The 20,119-nt window shown below is 44.9% G+C and carries 20 protein-coding genes and 1 other annotated feature; of the genes, 7 read left to right on the plus strand and 13 right to left on the minus strand.

All coding sequences use genetic code 11. The annotated features are described in order from the left end of the window. Positions 1-57: 57 nt before the first annotated feature. The 3 genes from CYJ37_RS02785 to CYJ37_RS02795 all read right to left on the minus strand — a co-directional run bounded on the left by CYJ37_RS02785 (position 58) and on the right by CYJ37_RS02795 (position 3,303). A complete protein-coding gene (locus CYJ37_RS02785) occupies positions 58-792 on the minus strand; it encodes a LytR/AlgR family response regulator transcription factor (RefSeq protein ID WP_094768980.1) in 735 nt (244 codons plus the stop codon). A gap of 1 nt (position 793) precedes the next feature. Next, on the minus strand, positions 794-2,530 hold the full coding sequence (locus tag CYJ37_RS02790) for a sensor histidine kinase (protein ID WP_101547785.1): 1,737 nt from the start codon (positions 2,528-2,530) through the stop codon (positions 794-796). A gap of 329 nt (positions 2,531-2,859) precedes the next feature. Continuing rightward, positions 2,860-3,303: an NUDIX hydrolase gene (locus CYJ37_RS02795; RefSeq protein ID WP_101547786.1), complete on the minus strand. Its 444-nt coding sequence runs from the start codon at positions 3,301-3,303 to the stop codon at positions 2,860-2,862. Between the two features lie 100 nt (positions 3,304-3,403). Here CYJ37_RS02795 and CYJ37_RS02800 point away from each other — a divergent pair, with 100 nt between their 5' ends. Together CYJ37_RS02800 and CYJ37_RS02805 are read left to right on the plus strand one after the other, a co-directional pair. Further along, positions 3,404-4,000, plus strand: coding sequence for a biotin transporter BioY (locus tag CYJ37_RS02800; protein WP_094768977.1), 597 nt, complete (start codon positions 3,404-3,406; stop codon positions 3,998-4,000). 121 nt (positions 4,001-4,121) lie between these two features. Next, a complete protein-coding gene (locus CYJ37_RS02805; RefSeq protein ID WP_022543878.1) occupies positions 4,122-4,394 on the plus strand; it encodes a YqhV family protein in 273 nt (90 codons plus the stop codon). 365 nt (positions 4,395-4,759) lie between these two features. On the opposite strand, the gene CYJ37_RS02810 is transcribed toward CYJ37_RS02805, so the two are convergent. Beyond that, positions 4,760-6,100: a S8 family peptidase gene (locus CYJ37_RS02810; RefSeq protein WP_101547787.1), complete on the minus strand. Its 1,341-nt coding sequence runs from the start codon at positions 6,098-6,100 to the stop codon at positions 4,760-4,762. 166 nt (positions 6,101-6,266) lie between these two features. On the opposite strand from CYJ37_RS02810, the gene CYJ37_RS02815 reads away from it, so the two are divergent. Beyond that, entirely contained in the window at positions 6,267-6,842 is a 576-nt protein-coding gene (locus CYJ37_RS02815; RefSeq protein WP_101547788.1) for a YkoP family protein, read from the plus strand. A gap of 85 nt (positions 6,843-6,927) precedes the next feature. Here the strand turns inward: CYJ37_RS02815 and CYJ37_RS02820 are convergent, their stop codons facing one another. From CYJ37_RS02820 to CYJ37_RS02845, 6 genes are all read right to left on the minus strand, one after another. Next, a complete protein-coding gene (locus tag CYJ37_RS02820) occupies positions 6,928-7,884 on the minus strand; it encodes a cation diffusion facilitator family transporter (RefSeq protein ID WP_009793732.1) in 957 nt (318 codons plus the stop codon). 88 nt (positions 7,885-7,972) lie between these two features. Then, positions 7,973-9,076, minus strand: coding sequence for a Ger(x)C family spore germination protein (locus tag CYJ37_RS02825; RefSeq protein ID WP_009793731.1), 1,104 nt, complete (start codon positions 9,074-9,076; stop codon positions 7,973-7,975). Continuing rightward, complete coding sequence (locus CYJ37_RS02830) at positions 9,073-10,167, minus strand: GerAB/ArcD/ProY family transporter (RefSeq protein WP_101547789.1); 1,095 nt, start codon at positions 10,165-10,167, stop codon at positions 9,073-9,075. The genes CYJ37_RS02825 and CYJ37_RS02830 overlap by 4 nt, the downstream gene beginning before the upstream one ends. Then, a complete protein-coding gene (locus tag CYJ37_RS02835) occupies positions 10,145-11,659 on the minus strand; it encodes a spore germination protein (protein WP_022543879.1) in 1,515 nt (504 codons plus the stop codon). The genes CYJ37_RS02830 and CYJ37_RS02835 overlap by 23 nt, the downstream gene beginning before the upstream one ends. A gap of 123 nt (positions 11,660-11,782) precedes the next feature. Beyond that, on the minus strand, positions 11,783-12,958 hold the full coding sequence (locus tag CYJ37_RS02840) for an acyl-CoA dehydrogenase family protein (protein ID WP_094768971.1): 1,176 nt from the start codon (positions 12,956-12,958) through the stop codon (positions 11,783-11,785). Between the two features lie 450 nt (positions 12,959-13,408). Further along, positions 13,409-13,687, minus strand: a complete 279-nt coding sequence (locus CYJ37_RS02845; protein WP_232217719.1) for a late competence development ComFB family protein — start codon at positions 13,685-13,687, stop codon at positions 13,409-13,411. 138 nt (positions 13,688-13,825) lie between these two features. Here CYJ37_RS02845 and CYJ37_RS02850 point away from each other — a divergent pair, with 138 nt between their 5' ends. Both CYJ37_RS02850 and CYJ37_RS02855 read left to right on the plus strand, forming a co-directional pair. Beyond that, positions 13,826-14,161: a YqzG/YhdC family protein gene (locus tag CYJ37_RS02850; protein ID WP_022543881.1), complete on the plus strand. Its 336-nt coding sequence runs from the start codon at positions 13,826-13,828 to the stop codon at positions 14,159-14,161. A 179-nt stretch (positions 14,162-14,340) separates the two neighbouring features. Continuing rightward, positions 14,341-14,634 (plus strand): ArsR/SmtB family transcription factor, encoded by a 294-nt coding sequence (locus CYJ37_RS02855; protein WP_165352571.1) that lies wholly within the window; start codon positions 14,341-14,343, stop codon positions 14,632-14,634. Here the strand turns inward: CYJ37_RS02855 and CYJ37_RS02860 are convergent. Together CYJ37_RS02860 and CYJ37_RS02865 are read right to left on the minus strand one after the other, a co-directional pair. Then, positions 14,631-15,548, minus strand: a complete 918-nt coding sequence (locus CYJ37_RS02860; protein ID WP_009793721.1) for a cation diffusion facilitator family transporter — start codon at positions 15,546-15,548, stop codon at positions 14,631-14,633. The two genes, CYJ37_RS02855 and CYJ37_RS02860, sit on opposite strands and share 4 nt — an antisense overlap. Positions 15,549-15,758: 210 nt before the next feature. Beyond that, a complete protein-coding gene (locus CYJ37_RS02865) occupies positions 15,759-16,487 on the minus strand; it encodes a polymer-forming cytoskeletal protein (RefSeq protein WP_094769943.1) in 729 nt (242 codons plus the stop codon). A 134-nt stretch (positions 16,488-16,621) separates the two neighbouring features. Between CYJ37_RS02865 and CYJ37_RS02870 the strand changes: the two genes are divergently transcribed. Next, entirely contained in the window at positions 16,622-16,951 is a 330-nt protein-coding gene (locus tag CYJ37_RS02870; protein ID WP_101547791.1) for a hypothetical protein, read from the plus strand. Between the two features lie 91 nt (positions 16,952-17,042). Here the strand turns inward: CYJ37_RS02870 and CYJ37_RS02875 are convergent, their stop codons facing one another. Next, positions 17,043-17,894 carry an STAS domain-containing protein gene (locus CYJ37_RS02875; protein ID WP_009793718.1) on the minus strand — a complete coding sequence of 284 codons (852 nt, stop codon included), beginning with the start codon at positions 17,892-17,894 and terminating at the stop codon, positions 17,043-17,045. Between the two features lie 215 nt (positions 17,895-18,109). Continuing rightward, positions 18,110-18,361, plus strand: a binding site (T-box leader). A 77-nt stretch (positions 18,362-18,438) separates the two neighbouring features. On the opposite strand from CYJ37_RS02875, the gene metG reads away from it, so the two are divergent. After that, positions 18,439-20,082 carry a methionine--tRNA ligase gene (gene metG, locus CYJ37_RS02885; protein WP_101547793.1) on the plus strand — a complete coding sequence of 548 codons (1,644 nt, stop codon included), beginning with the start codon at positions 18,439-18,441 and terminating at the stop codon, positions 20,080-20,082. The last annotated feature ends 37 nt before the right edge of the window (positions 20,083-20,119 follow it).

The raw sequence follows: 20,119 nt of genomic DNA on the forward strand, positions 1-20,119 counted from the left end.
TCTTAAGATGCTGAAATAGAGAGGTGAAATGCAGGCACAATACTCCTGCCTGCATCACTAAATTTCCAGCCTGCTCCTTAATCCTTTGGCATAATTCCGGCTGACAGATAATATTTCTTCAGACCCCTCCACTTCAAGCTGGTAAGCGCCGTTAAACCATGGAGTCAACCTTGATACATAGGGCAGATGGACGATTGTGCTTTTATGTATGCGGAAAAAAGGAAATTGCTGCAGCCTGCTTTCAAGCTCCTTTAAAGGAGTTTTAACAGAATAGCTTCCGTTTTTCGCAACAATCCTTGAAACTTTATCATCACGAGAAATATATAGGATGGACAATGGGTCTATATAAGAGATATTGCCATCTTCCTCCACTGCCAGTTTCCCCGGGTTCACGGCTGCGGCTGTGCTGTCGCCTTCTTCTGCAAAAATCTTTCTGAGTCTTGATACAGTTTCTTTAACCAGCTCTTCGTCAAAGGGCTTCAGCAGATAATCAACCGCTTCATAGCGGAAAGCTTCTGCCGCAAACTGCGGGTAAGCTGTCGCAAAGATTATTTTTGGCACTTTTTTTAAATCATTCAGCGATCGGGCGGCTTCCATGCCATTCATTTTTGGCATTTCAATATCCAAAAATACAGCATCCGGCTGCAGCTGCAGACACTGGATGACTGCCTGTTCACCAGATTCTGCTTCCCCTATTACCTGAAGGTCTCCATATTCGTTCAGCAGGTGAACAAGCTCCTGCCTGCTGTATGGCTCATCGTCCGCAATCAGTATGCTGATTTTTCTTTCCATGCTATTCTTCTCCTTTGTCCGGCAGCACGAATGAGACTGTCGTCCCTTCATTCAGCCTGCTGTCAAAATTAAGTCCGGCTCTTTCCCCAAAGAGCATCGCCAGCCTCCTGTTTACATTATAAATTCCAAGTCCTGTCCCAGTCAGGGAAGGTACGATGCCCCTTGCCAGCTGGTGAAGGCGTTCTGTTTCGATACCTGCTCCATTGTCAGAAACGGAAACTTTTGTCCCTTCTTTTTTAACAGCAGCAGAAATAATGATCCTGCAGTCAGCTTCCTTATCCTTGATGCCATGCTTGACTGCATTCTCTACTAGCGGCTGGAGTGTCAGCGGCGGAATTTGAGCAGAAAGTGCTTCCTCTTCTATCCGGAATTCAGTTTTAAGCCTGTCAGAAAATCTTGCTTCCTCTATTTCCAAGTAGGCTTGTACATGCTTTAATTCTTCCTTCAATGTTGTACGTTCCAAAGTTGTACCCGTAAGATTCTGCCTCAGGAAATGGGAAAGCGACAAGAGCAGCTTGCGGGCTTTCTTTGGATCAATGCGAATCAGGGAAACAATTACATTCAAAGTATTAAACAAAAAGTGCGGGCTGATTTGTGCCTGCAGTGCCTTGATTTCTGCATCCTTCGCAAGCTGGTATGCTTTCTCTCCCCTTGCAGCATCGAGCTGATTGCTAAGGAGCATGCTCAGACCGGAAATTAATTCAATGACTACATTGGTAATTTCTTTTTCTGACTTAAAATAGAATTTCAAGGTGCCGATGGTCTGTCCCCTTTCCTTCAGCGGAGCAATGGCGGCAGCACCAAGCGGGCATGACGGACTGCTGCAGCTGATATCATTCCTGCCGGCAATGATCAAGGCTCCTTGGCCAAGAACCTTTCTGGTTATATCTGTTTGAATCAGATGTCCTGATTTGTGATGGTCATCAGCCACACCAATATGAGACAGGATGCGTTCATCATCTGTAATCGACACGGCGCTTGCATTGACTTCGTGGTAAAGGATGCGGCATACCTCTTCTGCCGCATCGCTGGTCATCCCTTTTCGCAGATGCTTCAAAGTCTGGCGTGCCAGGCGCAGGGATTTCTGCGCCTGGATGGCTGCAGCTTTTTCCTCTTCATTGACCACGCTTTTGATGATCAGCAGGAAAATGGCACAGCCGACTCCATTGGCGAGAATCATGGGCAGACCGATGGTTTCGACCAAAGCTGAAGCTTTGCTATAAGGCCTTGAGAGAAGAAGGATGATAAGCATCTGCACACTTTCGGCCAGGGCTCCGATAAAAAACGCTGTCGACAGCTTCACATGCCTGTTTCTCTTATGCAGGATGCTTGCAATGATCCCAGCAAAGATTGAAGCCAAGCCGCAGGAAAAAGCTGTAAAGCCGCCCAATGTAAAACGGTGGACTCCTGCCACCAATCCGGCGCCAATCCCTACCCTGTACCCTCCGAATAGTCCGGCAAGAACCACGCCGATCACCCTGGAGTTTGCAATGGCTTCATCTGAAGATAGCTCTGACGCCCAGCGGCTGAACTGCAGGGTATCCGTGTCAAAACTGACACCGGTATAGGTGCCGAATATACCGAAGAATCCAAAAAAAAGAACAGCGACCCACCGCTGTTTTGCCGTCAATGATTCCTGGTATATCATTTCGCGGAAAAAACGGAATCTGGTCAAAATGAAGGCAATGGTAACAATCAGGCCAAGCCTCTCGAGCATTGTCAGCAGCAGCTCGAACATACGGACACCTTCTTCCTACCAGTTAATTGCCCCTATTTTACTATAATTTCTGAAGCTTTACTATTATCCAGAAAAAGAGAACATAAAAAAGCACCTGCCGGAAAGGCAGGTGCTTCACTATTCAGGCTAATATTAAAAGCGCAACCATGACAACAGATGGGAGGCCGTAGTAAAGAGCATTTTTGAATAAGATCTCATTAGTATCCTGGTTCTCCCACCCTTTGTATTCTGGACGCCTGCGAGTATACCACTCGCCATATGTCTGCATGATTATCACCCTTTCTTTTATTAGTTCTATACCCGTGCAGGCAGAAAAGTACACATTTGGATTACAAGAAACGGATTAGATAATTTTCAAGCCCGGCTGGAAAAAGTACTTCCCTCTCATCAATAAAAGAAATAACTGGTATCCATTTTGCTTCCGACTTTCTCCCATTTTCGTTCACTGGAATGGACTCTTTTTCGTATAGTGACTCATTCACAAGCTCGGCCTCATAAAGCTGTGTCAATTCATGTCTCGTGATTCCATTAATAGAGTAAATGTTTTCTATGCAGGCAATATAATTCACTATATTGATCTCTGCTCCTATCTCTTCCATGAACTCTCTTTTCAAAGCATCTATCGAGGTTTCCCCAAGTTCTATTGTTCCTCCGAGCGGGCGGTAAAAGACTCCCTCACCCTTTGAATGCTTCCCGCTGAGCTTTTCCGCCAGGATGCGGCCGTCCTTATAAATAATGCCCAATGTATTTGCTCTTGGCCTGTCCACCATCATTCGAACTCCTTTAGTAAACTAAATATAATTTCAGTTGACATATAGTCGTTTTCCATCTTATTCTTATTTTAGTATAAAACAATTCTGGGAGGCATAATTCATGAAAAAGAAATTGACGCCGCTACATCTTTCATTGGCCGGTATGTTTACTGCCCTGATGGCAATTGGAGCAAATATCACATCATTCGTCCCATTCATGGTTATCGGAGGGGTCCCTATTACCCTGCAAACATTCATCGCGATCCTCTCTGGCGCCATCCTTGGCAGCAGGCTGTCAGCCATCGCCATGACTGTATATGCCTTGGTTGGCATCGCTGGTGTCCCTGTGTTTGCAAAATTCGGCTCCGGCTTTGCGACTGTCATCAGCCCGACATTCGGCTTCATCCTTACATATATTCTTGCAGCTTATGCAACAGGGAAGATAATTGAAAAGAATTCAAGCAAAGCATCTTATATCACAGCTGCGCTTACGGGACTGGCCATCAATTATATATTAGGGACAAACTATATGTATCTAGCCTATAAACTATGGTTTGCAGCACCGGAAGGCTTCACTTATGCGATGGCATGGATCTGGATGCTGGTTCCGCTGCCTAAGGATATCATACTTTCCGTACTGGCCGGCCTTCTTGCACTAAGACTGAATCGGAATGCGCTTTCTGGCAGCCGTTTGAATAAACTGAAACAGTCAGCATGATGCCATAAAGATTCTGTCATGATGGGCAGAATCTTTTTACTTTCAGCAGGTGCTGGAATTGTTTGTCCTTCCCGGCAGTCCGGCTGCATATACTATAGCAAACTGCTTTTGGGAGGTACTTATGTTTCAGCTTTTGGAAAAAACCATAATCATGATGGCTTCACTGAGGATTTTTTCGGGAAGCCTTGAAATTTTGGCTGCATTTCTGATCATTAAATACAATGATATTGAAAAAGCACTCGTATTGAACAGCTCTCTCGCCCTCGTTGGCCCGCTCATCCTGATTGCAACAACCACTATAGGGCTCATTGGCCTTGCCGATAAGGTTTCATTTACCAAGATGCTCTGGGTATTTGCCGGTGTCGGCTGCATTTTGTATGGAGTGAAGAGCTGAGCGCAGCCAAGGCTCCATAAACTAAGCTTATATATGGATTGTAGGCTTATTAAAAGCTTAATTAGTTAATTTTCATTTTTCCTATCCCTTAGCTTTCAGCTGGAGTGGTGCCGTTGATTTCCGTGCACTTCGCTTTCTGCGGGGAGGCGCTGCTTTACCGAAGGACTCTGCGTGCCTTTCACTCCAATCAGCAGGGGTTTAATAATTTTTTGGGTTTTTGATGAGGCTCTATAGGAGCTGCAAAGACTAAAAGCATTTTTATTTCAAGCAACGGCTTTACCTCTGGAGAAAAAGTATATCCAATTAATGTTATCCAACATGGAAAAGGACCTGCCCGCTCATTACCGCGGCCGGTCCTTTTGTTATTATTCAGCAGCTGCAAGTGCAGCATTGATATCAATCAGGCCATTGCCGAAGTAAGCATCCCTGCCTTCTTCCCCAATATCCCTCGCTGTACCTTTTATAATATTCATGACCTCTCTATTGGACAAATCAGGATTGACTGAAAGAATGAGCCCTGCAAGTCCTGCGACATGCGGGCTTGCCATGGATGTGCCTGAAAGGGCTGCATACTGATTTTTAAAATAGGTGCTTGGAATATACACACCTGGTGCGGTCACATCAATATAATAACCATAATTAGAAAAATCAGCTTTTTCACCCGTATAGCTTACAGCCGATACACTGAGCACTTCCGGAAAGGCAGCCGGAAATGATGGCTGTTCAGAGTTGTCATTCCCTGCAGCTGAAATGAGGACCGCTCCTTTGTCATAAGCATACCGGATCGCTTCCTCCAGGAAAGCAGACGGCTGGTAGTTGCCAAGGCTCAGATTGATCACATCTGCTCCGTGATCCGCTGCCCAGATAATGCCCTTGGCGATATCGAATGTATAACCGTAGCCCTTGCTGCCCATTGCCTTAACCGGCATGATCCGATTATTCCAGGTTATGCCTGCAATACCTTCCCCATTGTTTGTTTCAGAAGCTATAATGCCTGCAACGTGAGTTCCATGGCCATTGTCGTCGTCAAAATCGCTGCTGTTCTGCATAACATTATAGCCCTTCATCAATCGTCTCCTGAGATCAGGATGATCTATATCCACCCCTGTATCGACAACGGCAATAATGATATCTTCATCACCCTTTGAGATATCCCAGGCTTTCTCAATATCGATGGCAGGCAGGTTCCATTGGTACTTTTCTCTATAAAGCAGGTCATTCGGAAGCTGAGTTTGATTTTGCATCAGGATGAAGTTAGGCTCTGCATAGGCGACATCAGTCCGTTCCCTGAAAAACTGCAGAAGGTCTGCGGTTGTCATACTGTCAGACTGAAAAACAAATATGGAATCCATGTGCCGGAAGAATTCTGCATCAAGTCCGGCTGCCAGACTGTCAAGCTCATCATCATCAGGAGGAGAGGAAAATTTAACAGTAGCTTCATGCTCTTTATAGTGGCTTTTATCCTTCAGGTTATGATGGATGATCTTCACATCGTCATCCCTGTTCAGGATTGTTTTAATTCTTTCGCCCTGTTCTATTGCATTGATTCTCAGCAGGCGGCTTGAGCTTTGTTCTAAAGATTGTGTACGACCGGAGAGCTCCCCTTCATCTTTCCTTTCCTGGTTGTTGCCCGGCAGCTGGAATAACATCATAACAGCCGCAAACAACGCTGCAGCACTGATGAGGGCTGTGATTATTCTTTTCATTAAAGTGCACCTCGGGTTGTCAGTTTTCTCTTAGCGTGCTCATGAATGCTGCTAATCATGATGGTAAACATTCACATCGGACACAGCCTTAAGTTTGAATACAGGGAGTATACAAAAGCATCTTTTATAAAAAGCTAACAAAAAATCAACATCAAAGGAGACTGGAATGATCATTCGTATCTGGCTGATTTACTTATGGGATTTCCTTGATCCTGTCTATTATTGCTGTACAAGGTTGTTTCATTTAAAGCTGGAGGAAAAGTACAGCGTATTCCGGGTCAGAAAGACGAAATATCGAGGTCCCGATATCATCCTCTCAGACGGCTCCTCCCTCAAAAAAAATGATATTGTCATCAAAATCCATCTTCATAATTCGAGGCTTCTCAAGCAGCTTGTCCACATTAAAAGCCCGGTATCCAGAGGCAGAGCTTTAATCAGAATTGTCGGCGAATCCATGCCCTGTCTGGCTCTGCATCTTGAAAAGCATCCTGACAGCGACTTAATCAAGGGTGTCATAGGCATCACCATGATTAACAAAGGCTACCAGATTCTTGGCTTTGAACGTCATCCTTTGACACACAGGGGGTATATTCTCCTTAAGCAGCTGATGCAGGCACCGATTTATTTTTTGTCCCAGCCTAAAGCTAAATGGAAGGACTTAAAGGATGCAGCTCCTGCGTATCTCGTCATGACAAAGCAGCAGCTCGCAGCAAAATATCGTCAGTCCCTTTTACAGCAATAATAGCTGACTATTTTAGATCCTGCATTTACAGCTTTCTGCTGCATAGAAAAGGCACACTTCTTTTGGAAGTGTGCCTCATTATTATCTAATCCCTTTTCCATGTGGTGATGTTGTCAGTTTCAAGGATTCCCATCCTGACATCCCCGACATCCGGATCTTTGAAGAGCTTATCCCGGACCCTGTAGATGATATCATCTGCTATGGCCAGGGAAAGGCCGGCTTTCAGCTCAATATAGCTTTCAATATGATACTTCCTTCCTTCCTGGAGGATGCGCATATCTTTAATATCAACCACGTCCGGATCTGATAGGATGGTATCTGCCACCCGGTCTTCAATTTCCTTTGGTGCCGCAACACCAATCAGTCCAAGAGTATTTTCATATCCAATTTTGATGGCAATTCCCACCAGCAGGAATCCAATCAGGATTGTCCCTACCCCATCCAGGAAATAGAAGCCTGTCAAATGGGCAAGGATGATTGAAATAAGTGCCAGCAGAGCCCCGAAGGTCGCGATGATATCTTCATAAAAGACAAGTCTTGTAGGCGGTGCAGCAAGGCGGACATTCTTAAATGAAGTCGTAAATACGCTGAATCCCTTTGCCCCGCTTTTTGTTTCATGGGCAATCTCTTTCATTGCCTTCACAAGGACCCCCCCATCTGTCAAGATGGCAAGAATCATGATAATGATGTTCAGCCACAAATCAGAAGACTCATGGGGATGGACAATAAGGTCCCATCCTTTATGAATGGTTTCGTATGCCATAATGGAAATCACAATAACCGCGATCAAAACGAATAAATTGACCACACGGCCAAATCCGCTTGGAAATCTTTTTGTTGCTTCTTTCTCGGATATGGCGCTTCCGAAGAAGACGAATCCCTGGTTCAATGCATCCGCAACCGAATGAAGGGTCGTAGCAAACATGGCACCGCTGCCGCTTATTGCTGCTGCGACTCCTTTGGCGATGGCTAAAGCCGTATTCCCTACAGCTGCAATCCCTGAAGACTTATTCCCTCTTTTTAAAAACGCAAGCAGTGACATCACCCTCTATCTTTGTAGTCTTTGTTTTAATATTTATTTACCATGATAGAGCGAAAACCAAACCTCTCAAATAAAAGGGTGGCAATCATTAATTGATGATGCCGTTACCCGAAATAAGGATGCGGACCTCCGGTTTTACATCCACCTTTGCATAATAATCACTCCCCTTTATGTTTTCCCATATATCCGGGTGGAAAGCGATTAATTCTCTTCCAACTCCCAGTAAGTCAGCTTTTTCCTCTTTAAGAATACTGAAAACCCCCTTTGCATCATCAGACATTTTTTGCGAAATTTCCCTGGCAAGCTCCTTGGCAATCTTTTTTTCGTGCAGATGATCGAGGGGATATTCCTCAATATTAATGTCAATCGACAGAACTGCCTTGAATACTGCCCTGCCGTAGCTATAGGTATAATGAAGGTCTCTTTTAACTTTGTTGACAGCAAAAGTGACCGTTTCGCCTTTTGACAGTTTATAAGCGAACCTGCATTCTTTGTTCATCTTGTCCATGAACAGCATCAAAAGACTGCTTTGCTCAGGGGTTATGACCTTTCCGGTAAATATCCTGTCATGAAACAGTGCGCTCCCGCTGACTTCAATCTTTTTATTCTCATCATTATTTTTAATAAAAGGAACCATAAAGTCTTTGCCCTCGTCGAAGAGGATGGTACAAATATTCTGCACTGTCAGCTCCTGGATTTCGGTGCTTTTTTCACTGTTAAGAAGCAATTCATACAAAAACTCCCCAAGCAAGGGTTCATTTTTATGATTCTCCGCCAGCAGAGCGCCTGCACTTCCGTCAGCTACTGCCACTTTAGCAATGATGGGCGTCCGCGGAATACGGTAGACGATATCAAGGACTGTATAGATATCCCTTTTAGCCAGCTCTTCTCCAAGGATCAGCACTTTGCTTTTGGAAGGGTCAAATTCCCCCGCAAGTGACCGGTTGATTGTAAGCCTTGTATCCCGTATATTCAAGCCCTCTCCCTTTGCAATTTCATTGGTGGCCTCCTGCTGGGGATTAGGAACCTTGGTTGTATTGCGGATGATTGAAGTAGTTTCGTATTTACCGTCCTCAGTCAGATCAAAGGCGGAAATATAAACAAGGCGGGAATTTTTCAATAGCCTTTCATCCCAGCAGCCGCCTAGAATCAGCACTATGATAAGCAGCCATGCCAGCTTAATGGTCCTCAAAGGCCCGCACCCCCTTTCTTTAAAAATGCTGCTGCGATATACAAGACTAAAGGAAGGGCAGAACTGAAAATAAGCCCGGCAAAGGACACCGCCCTGCCAATGCTGGTTATCTCCATTTCCCCTTGCGGAATAAAGGTTAGGATGAAAATGATGCCTGTAGCAGCAAGGACGGCTCTTCTGTGCTTGATTTTAAGCAGCTTGGAGAGGCCCATTCCTGACAGGTATGTATAGCTGATAATCGTTGTTGCAGCTGCCGTCATCCAAACGGTTATAAAGACGAGATCAAGCCTTTCTATGATCTTGAAGGTGATGGCTTTGAGCATGTACAGGACAGGTTCCGGGATGAGTACGATCTCCTTCGGGCTGAACATGATAATGCTTGCCATAAACAGATATAAATAAAATACACTGATCACTATCTGGGCCAAAAAGGCTCCCTTTACTGCCCCCTTTTTTTCCGGCTCCCTGACGAATGCCAGGAAAAACAGTGCCGTTTCTACGCCGAGAAAACCATATACTGCTTCTTTTGCCCCCCTTAAAATCGGGAGAACTCCTTGTGAGGCAACAGGGAACATATATCGATAATCAATTTCAGGCTCCTTAAAAATGAATAGAGAAAGGATGAAAAGAAAGACAATGAATACCGAAGTGAATGAAAACAGAGAGACGATGCTGCTAAAGGAGCCGCTGCAGGCAGAAACGGCTATGAACATCAAAAGAAGAATAAGAAGCCAGCGAGGTGTATCAAGCAAAACCCACCGGCCGATGATATCGGCAAAGTTCAGATAAACCAGCAGAGCTGTAGATACAAAATAGCATATATAGCCGAGATTGATCAGAGCCCCGCCCCATTTTCCAAACACCTTCCCTGAGAAATCAAACAGTGTCTGATGGGGGAAGCGCCTGCAAAGCAGCCAATAGAAATAAATCAAGGAGAAAATAGCAGCGGCTGCCAGCAATAAAGATATCCAGCCGTCATTTTTTGCGGCCATATAAAGTGAATATGGCATGGACAGTATGCCTGCCCCTATTTGGGTCTGCAGCAGGAGGAAAAATAAATCCTGCTGGTCAATACGTGTCTTCACTTTCATTTCTTTTCCACCCCCTCGAGCTCCCCTGTTTAGTTAAAGAAGCTGCCATTGAATCCTTCGGCCTTTTCTTCATAAGCCATACAGGGACCCTTATGAATGTGTCTTTCAGCTCCTTCAGCCTGAGAGGTGCAAAAGGACTGAAATACGGAACACCAAATGATTTAAGCTGAGCTAGATGGATCACCAGCAGAAGCAGGCCGAACACAATGCCGATGAAGCCGAATATGCTTGCCAGAAGCATAAGCGGGAACCCGATAAACCGGAGGGTATTGCTCATTTCAATAGATGGGATGACAAAGGATGCAATTGCGGTCAAGGCCACTACTATGATCATGACATTGGAAACGAGGCCGGCTTCCACCACTGCAGTCCCAATAACAAGCCCTCCGACTATGCCAATGGTTTGTGCAATCGGCTGCGGCAGCCGTACTGCCGCTTCCCTCAGCAGTTCAAGGGCCAGCTGCATGAACATTGCTTCTATGACTGGAGGCACCGGCACAAAATTCAATGACGCCTGAAGTGTGTAAACAAGTTCAATTGGAACGATTTCATGATGATAGGAAACAACCGCCACATAGAAAGCAGGCAATATCAGCGACAAGATAAATGAGATAAGCCGCAGAAACCGGAAAAAGGAGCCCAGGTACCAGCGGTTGTTATAATCTTCCGGAGATTGAAAGAAAGCAAAAAATGTCACTGGCATGATCATCACAGAAGGGCTGCCATCCGTAATGAGCACAGCCCTTCCTTCCATCAAATGTGCAGCAGCTCTGTCCGGCCTTTCTGTATTCAATATCTGTGGAAACGGAGAAAAAGGATGGTCCTCGATGCAATCCTGGATAAATCCTGGACTCTGAATGCTGTCCATGGAAATGCTGGCAAGCCTTTTTGTAATCTCGGTTATCAGTTTTCCGGAGGTGAGGTTTTCTATGTAAATAAGTGCAGAAGCGGTATTGGTCGCTTTGCCGATCGTTATATATTTTACTTTTAAATTGGGATTCTCGATGCGCTTCCTGATCAAAAGGAGGTTCTTGCCGATGTTCTCAATGAATCCTTCGTGAGAGCCCTGGATAATATGTTCATTGGCCGGGTCAGAAATTTCTCTGGAAAGGCTGGAAGCTGCAGAAAGAAGCACACCCTCGGAAGAATCATGTTCCATGGCAAAGCAATATCCTGTCAGGATCCCTTTCAGTGCATCACTCAGGATAGAAGTGCGTTGAACCTCCTGTGTTTGCGCCTGTTTCTCTATGAGATTTCCTGCTGATAGTGAAAGCGGCTTGATGATTCTTTCCTCAAGCCTGGCATCATCAACCATGCTGGAAAGAAAAAAGAGATAAAGAGTCCTTCCCTCTGCTTCAATGATCCTTTCCTTGAAGTCATCAGAGCCTTCCATCTTCTTCCTGACATGATCAGCGGATACCAGCTCTTCAGGCATTTCTTCAGGCTTCCATTGATACTTTTTTTCAGTAGTGTTTTTCTTTTTAAAAGCCATTGCTTACACCCCGGTTATGCTCTTTCTTTAAGTGCTGGATGTTTTTATTATGCAGTTTTGCCGGTAATTTACTCGTGTACTTTTTCCTTAACAAAAAAAAGAATGGGAATTCCCATTCTTTTTTCAGTCAAGCCTTGATAAGGCTTTGCGGGCAAGCAGCGATATGGTCATATCATCCATTGGAGGATTATGAAGGCCTGCCCTGATATCCAGATAATATTGCTGCAGAGGATTCTGTTCAGAAAGGCTTCTTGCGCCAACGACCCGAATTGCAAGGTCAGCAACTGTTAATGCTGCATTTGTAACAGCCAGCTTTACAGCACCGAGAAGAGGCTGCATGGACTCTCTTTCATTTTCTGCGGCCCTGTCCCATCTGTCTGCCGCTGCATAAAGAAACTCTCTTGCCCGCATCAGTTCAAGCTCGATCTCCCCTATTTTCTGCTGGACAGAAGGGATATCGCTGATGGTTCCCTGGATGCTATTGGGAGAATAACTTTTAGCAAAGCCAGCCGCATAATCCTGGGCTGCTTGTGCAATGCCAAGATATACCGCTGGAATATGAAGAAGCCAGCCATTCGCCTTTTTGTCCTGCCCCAATATTTCAGCCAGGAATGTCTTATCAATGGAAACCTCATCAACCACAAGATCATGACTGCCGGTGCCTCTCATACTGACACTGTCCCATGTCTCCTCGATCGACAAACCTTCAGCCTCTCTGGGAACAAGGAAATTTCCTGTCTTGTCTTCACTTGGAATAAAGGCGCTGACAATAAAATAATCCAGAGCCGGAGCCATCGTTGTAAAGGTCTTTCTGCCGCTGATCACCCAGCTTCCACCCTTGAGGACTGCTGTAGTCTGGGGCCGTCCGCCCCGTGTCGGGCTGCCTGTCTGCCTTTCCGTTGCGGCACTGTTTATCAGCTTCCCTTCCAGGATTTCACGGCAAAGAAAGGAAAAAAGTTCGTCATCCCACTTCCTTTTCTCTCCCAGATTTTTCGTTATCCCCATATGCCACCCGATTGCAAGTGCAGTAGAACCATCTCCTTCTGCGAGCTTTTCCTGCAGCCTGATCATTTCTAGCAATGAGATACCCTTTCCGCCCCGGTCTGCCGGAACAGTAAGGGATGTGTAGCCGGATGCTTTCAGGTCTAAAATATTTCTATGTGGGAAGCTCCCTCTATTTTCCTTTGATCGGCTCCGCTCCTTGAAGATGGCGGACAGCTCTTTCATCAGTTCGTATCTATCTGCTTCACCCGCAGCTTTGATAAAATCGCGCACATTACTCCTCCTTAACTTTTCCATTCAAATCTCGTTACTACTATTATTAATCAGATGGGGTTAGTGTGCAATTATTGTGAATTAAAATTGGGGGCAGGATGTGCTTGGTGCCACTATAGTGATATGAAATAAAAAATAGTGGTCAAAGCCGGTGGAGGTAAAACCACTACCGTGAAGAAAATCGAAAATAGTGGCTTCAGCCGGTAGCGCTGAGACCACTATTTTGAAGAAAAATGAAAATAGTGGCTCCAGCCACAGGAGCTGGGACCACTATCCTGAAGAAAAACGAAAATAGTGGCTCCAGCCACAGGAGCTGGGACCACTATCCTGAAGAAAAATGGAAATAGTGGCTCCAGCCGGAGGAACTGGAACCACTTTCCTGAAGAAAAATGAAAATAGTGACTCCAGTAAGATGTGCAGGAATCAACCACAATTTATTAAAAAAGAAACTCGATACCTCCGCTTCACTGACTGCTAATGCTTCGGATATTTACTCACCACATGAATCGCATTGATGATTCTTTTATTGATCCATTTCCGGTTTTCCTCTGTGTTCAGCTGTTCAAATACCATTTTCCTGCCTTCTTCTGTAGTTACATAATGGTTTGGCAGATTATTGAGGCTGATGGCGATAATATCGGCGCGGCACTTCATACATTGGCAGAAGGTTTGATAATCCGGGCTCAGCATAAGGACTTTTACGAGTGTTGCGACAATTTCTTCCATAACATTAACGTATTCCGGTTGTTTCAATCAATCTCCCGCCTTTTACAAGATGTCTGGTGGAACGGTAATTAAGTAAATAACGAATAAGGGCATAGACTGCACTCTTTTTTTCAATACTAATACACAATGATGACAGGCTAACTAATTATAAAGGAAGTGAGCGGTTTGAAAAAGTCGATACTGATTATATTATTGTTAAGTTTCCCTGCTCTGCTTTCCCCTTCTGCTGCAAATATCCGGCATATCTCAGCTGCACAGCAGACGCCAGCATATGCCAAATGGGGAAAGCTAGCGATGACCAATACAAAAATAAAGTATCCCGGAGCAAGAATCCTTGATTATCTTCATGTAGGCAGAACAACACAGGGATCCAACTGTACAGAAACCTTCAAACTTTGGCTTGCCAGGGACAATCGGGAATTCGGTGTCTTTGTCCGTATAACTTTTGATGAAAAAACAGAAAAAATCCGAGCAATTACCTATCAGGAGACGCCAAGATAGATAGGAGAAAAAATGCTGATAAGCATTAATTTATACCTATATGGCCCGAAAAGCAAGAAGCACGAAGAAAAAATCCGGGAAAAGTTCTCCGGGATTTTTCTTCGTGCATTTTTTCTTTATAATGATATAAAAAGGAGGCTGAATCAATGGCAGAAGAAGAAAAGACACAGCCGCACATTATGAAGGATCTGGATGAAGAAACCTTATTCATTGTATCGCAGACATTTAAAGCATTATCCGATCCGACCAGGCTCAGAATCCTGAACCTGCTTTTTCAAGGGGAGCACTCAGTGAACGAAATTGCTGAAAAACTTACTCTGCTTCAATCGACGGTTTCCCATCAGCTGCGGTTTTTAAAAAATCTCAGGCTGGTTAAATTCAGGCGTGAGGGCACTACCTTATATTATTCCCATGATGACGAACATGTGATGGGGATCCTCCTGCAAACCATCGAGCATGCCAGCCACCATTAATTGCATGTGCCATGCGCACTTGGGCAGCCTTTTTCATATCTTTCCACCTGGATGGTGCTGTGGTCGATTCCGTACTGGTTATGAAGGGCAGTCTGTGCTTCCCTAAGGACTTCATCGTGACGGCCTTCCTCTGTAATAGCGATATGGCAGCTGAGCATCGGCACTCCTGATGTGATCGACCAGATATGGAGATCGTGAATTTCTTTTACAGATGCGATGCCTTCCAGAGAGCTGCGGATGCTGGAGGCGTCAATCTGTTCAGGTGCTCCTTCCATCAATATATGGAAGGAATCCTTTGTAACTCTCCATCCGCTGATAATGATCAGGATGGCAACGATGACGCTTGCAATCGGATCTGCAATGCCCCAATTAAAGAAATAAATCAGCAAAGCTGCGGTGATGGCACCTACAGAGCCCAGCATATCGCCAAGTACATGGAGAAAGGCGCTTCTTACATTCAGGTTCTCATCTTTGTCGCCCTTCATCAGTATCCAGGCCGCAATGATGTTGACAATAAGGCCGAGAACCGAGATAGCAAGCATCCCCATGCTTTGGACTGCCGGCGGGTCCATAATCCTTTGGACGGCCTCATAAAAGATGTAAATGGAAATCGCGATCAGCGTCAGGCCATTCAATGCAGCTGCAATGATTTCAAATCTCTTATAGCCATAAGATTTTGCTGCAGTTGCCTGCTTTTCTCCAAGCTTTATAGCAAAAAAGCTCAGTCCCAGGGCGACAGCGTCGCTGAGCATATGGCCGGCATCTGATAAAAGAGCTAGGCTGTTTGTCAGGATGCCCCCTATAACTTCAACGACCATAAAAGAAGCGATGATGATAAATGAAAGAAAGAGCGCCCGTTTGTTGCTTGAATGTCCGTGAGAATGTCCGTGTCCATGATTATGATGGTGTCCCATTTCATTCCCTCCTTATATGAGTATATGTACATATATTATGCTATAAGTATGAAGGATGTTCAAATATTTTCTGGAGCTATCATTTATTTTCCCTGCTTTTTTCCGCATTTAAACCGTTTTATCTTCTGTTTCAAAAACCAGGACTAAATGAACTCATAAAAAGACGCCCTATTCCAGGCGCCCAGTCAGCTGTATATTCCAGGTAATAGATTATATTTGCCTGCTCTCCAAAGCCGTACCGTTCCCCTCATATTTGAGGGATCCTGTATACTCCACAATATCAGCAATGGCATTTTCACCTATCACAATATGATTTCCCCTTACCATCTTCACATTCGTATTTTCGAGATGTATATCTTCACCTTCTATCAAAGCTGCTTCAAGCCGGGAAGGAAAAAAAGATTGGAGCAGCCCTCTGAGCGGATTGTCTTTCTTTTGCCTGATTAGAATGCTTTTTCCTCTCATCTCTTGCACTTTGCACTCGCCCATGATAAAAGACTCTATGCTCTCTGCCGCCAAATGGCTGCCGATTATAAATTGGCCTTTTGATTTAAATTCCTCTGTTTCCACACCGCCGCCTGCAGTAAGCCTGCCATTAACAATAATTTTTCTGGATGCGAGCCTTCCGCCGATTCTTCCTTTTCCATTTACCTTAATTTCGTCCGCAACAGCCACATCGCCGGAAAAGCCTGCGCTCCCGTCGATAGACAGCGCTGCCCCTGAGAAGCTTCCGGCAATCGACGCATTTCCATTGATTTTAGCTTTTTCAAAAGATAGCAGGTCTCCGTTGAATTGTCCTGAACCATTGCAATCAAATATGCGGCATTCAATATTGCCATTGACAGTGCCTTTTCCGTTGATGCTTACCTTATCATAGCTCCCGCCGTCCGAAGACCCAACCCCATTTATGGACAGCTTCCCTGCTCCTTGTAAAATCATTATGATCTCCTTTTAGAGTAGATTTTTGTATATCATATCATAATGATGGAATATTCATTATAACATTTTGAATATTTTAATATTTGATGAAACATTTTCAGCTCTTTCATCGTATAGATGACGAGGTGATAGTTATGAGCAGGAATACGATTGTCTTTATAGCTGCTTTAGCAGCTGAAGCTTTGGCCGCATGGGGAGTGGCAGCATATTTTTCTGTAAGGTTTATTGAAGTGCTCTTCTTTATTGGTGCCGCATTTGCTGCAGTCACTTTTATTTTTTCAACAAGCGGCGGTTCGCCCCAGAGGCACATCAACAGCATGGTGGGCGCCCAAACGGGGATCATCCAGAAAGATGAACCCTTCTTCTTCAGAAAAGGCCCGGTCTTTTTTGCATCTCTCGTCCTTGCTGTCATCGGCTTGATCTTCTTCGTCCTTCTTATTGCAGGAATCATTCCGTCAGCCTAGAAGAGTTCAGAGCATCGGGCGCGCCTAACGGCTTGCCTCTTGCTGCATAAAAAAATGCACCTCAGGCTTAAAAGCAGGGTGCATTTTCTAATTATAATTCAGGTTTCATGCTCAGCCCCATTTTCGCCAGGGCATTTTTCAATGTGCTATGTGTGTTGATTTTGCTGAAGTCGATTCCAAGCTGGATAGATGTCATGGCAACTTCCGGGCGGATGCCTGAGATGGTGGTCTTGATGCCTAGCAAGTCCAGCGTCTGGACGATATGATAGATTTGCTGCGCTACCATTGTATCAACGATCGGTACACCGGACAGATCGATAAACAAATAGGAAAGCTTAGCTTCTGTGCACTGAAGGGGCACGCTCTCTAATATTGCTTTGGCTCTTTCTGTATCAATATCGCCTATCAAAGGAAGAACGCCAATGGATCCGATGATCGGGATAATGGGTGCACCAAGCTGATGAATGAGATCCTGCTGTGCTCTCAGCCTGTTTCTGGTAATTTTGTAATACTGTTCAGCAAATTTCTGTGTGAGAATGTCAAAAGCTGAATGAATGACCAGACTCCACTGGAGGATATCCTCCTTGACAATCTCATCGTTCTTTTTCGCAAATTCCTCCACAAATTCCCAGTATGTATCTCTCACCTTGCCTAAAGCTGATATTACCTCATAGATCGGAGTATCGGTATCTGCCCTGCTTTCAGCAACTGTGCTCGCCCATTCCTGGACCAATTTTTCGAATAAAGACCGGTCATCCAAAAGAATGGTCGAAACGGTCTTATTAGTGAAGGCATTTTGCTCACGGAGCATTCTTTCAATCTTTATATCCGCTTCTGCTGAATAAATCGATCCTTTATCTTTTGCCCTGGTGCTCAGCCATTTGTCAGTAATTCTCTGAGAATTATTGCTGAGATATTCAAATAACATTTGGTTTTTCTGCATAATCAGCCTTCCCTTTATCTGGACTATTCTATATGAATATTATCATTATCTGCCTTTTGTATGATAAAGGTTTGCTTTTAAACAGTCAAATATTTGCAATGGGCATCATGCTGATACAGCCAGATTTTTTCCCTTCCCCTGTTAAATTTTGCTGGACATTTATGCTGCCCGTGAATATAATAATCTTTAAATCATTGGCAGATATTAACTCTTATACAAAGGCATTGAAGAGAAAAAGTAAAACAGATCCGTTTTTCCCAGAGAGCTTCGGCAGGTGAAAAGAAGCAAAAGCGGCTGTTTGAACAATGGTCTCCGAGCCCCGTACTGAACGCGATCTTCGCCAGTAGGCTGCGGCAAGTAGTGGTACTTGTTATCAAACCCACAGTATAAGGGCATCTATATGCCCCGTACTTGCAGAGGCCGAAAGGCGAATAAAGGTGGTACCGCGGGCAAGCCCCGTCCTTTTCTATATGTATAGAAAAGGACGGGGCTTTTTTATTTTATCCTAAGATCTGCCAATGGAAAAATGAGGAGGAGATTGAACATGGCAATTTTTATTGGCGGGGCATGGCCCTACGCAAACGGTTCCCTTCATCTTGGGCACATTGCAAGTCTGCTGCCCGGAGATATCCTTGCAAGATATTACAGAATGAAGGGCGAAGAAGTCCTGTATGTTTCCGGGAGCGACTGCAACGGAACACCCATAGCGATCAGGGCAAAACATGAAGGCAAATCAGCGAAAGAAATTGCTGACCGCTATCACAGGGATTTCGCAGCAAGCTTTGAACAGCTGGGTTTTACTTATGATTTATATACAAGGACAGATGCCCCGCATCATCATCAGACTGTACAGGAAGTATTTCTGTCGCTCTTGGAAAATGGCCATCTTGTTCCAAGAACGATAGAACAAACTTATTGCCGGACATGTGTCCAGTTTCTGCCTGACAGGTATGTAGAGGGAGTCTGCCCTTCCTGCGGCAGCCAAGCACGCGGGGATCAATGCGATGCCTGCTCAGCCATCCTTGAGCCGGCCGACCTTCTGGATAAATCCTGTAAAATATGCGGGACACCGCCGGAAATGAAAGAAACTGATCATTATTATTTCAGGCTGAGCCATTTTCAGAAGCAGCTTGAAGAGCTGTCCGAGGAGGCACGCTCCCGCCATTTGTGGAGGGACAACAGCAGCAGCCTGACAAGAAGATATTTAACTGAGGGGCTTCTGGACCGGGCTGCAACTAGGGATTTGGATGTTGGGGTGCCAGTCCCTATTGAAGGAATGGAGAAGAAAAAAATTTATGTATGGATTGAAGCGGTGATTGGCTATCTTTCTGCCAGCAGGGAATGGGCCCGCCAGCACGGCAAGGATGGCAGCAGGTTCTGGGGTAGTGATGTTATATCCTATTATGTGCATGGGAAAGACAATATCCCTTTCCATACCATCATCTGGCCAGCTATTCAAATGGGGATAGGGCTGCCTGGGGAACCAGCGCGGATGGTTTCCGGCGAATATCTTACACTAGAGAAAAAGAAGCTTTCAACAAGCAGGAATTATGCAGTCTGGGTCCCTGACATACTTGAAAGATATGAACCGGATTCAATCCGGTATTTCCTTGCTGTCAATGCTCCTGAGAACAGGGATGCTGACTTTTCCTGGCGGGAATTCGTTTACAGCCATAACAGTGAGCTGCTTGGGGCATATGGCAATCTGGTCAACAGAACTTTTAAGTTTATCGAAAAATATTATGACAGCATGATACCGGATGGAAAATTAAGTGAAGCTGTACAGGAGGATATTAAGCATTTATATGAGAAAACCGGAGAAAAGATCGAAGGCGCAAAGCTAAAAGAAGCGCTTGAGGATATATTCGCCTTCGTACGCTCGGCCAATAAATATTTTAACAGTGAAGAGCCCTGGAAAACAATTAAAAGCGACCCGCAAAAATGTGCAGATGCATTGCAGACCTGTGTGTACATCATCAAAAATCTGGCAAGGCTTCTGAACCCCTTCCTCCCTTTCTCCAGCAGGAAGATAAATAACATGCTGCAGGTGAATGCGCATACGCTGGAATGGAAAGAGGTTCGGGCTGCAGAGAAAAGGCTCGGCACTATCGCCCCCCTTTTCAGCCGCATAGAAGAAGGAAGGATCCCAGAGGAGCTGGATAGGCTGGAAGCAGCCCGTAGGAAATAGCTGCTGAAGAAGGTGCCTTATTTCATGAATACAGAGG

Origin of the sequence: Bacillus sp. UMB0728, assembly GCF_002858875.1 — a bacterium.
Lineage (GTDB): Bacteria > Bacillota > Bacilli > Bacillales > Cytobacillaceae > Bacillus_AB > Bacillus_AB infantis.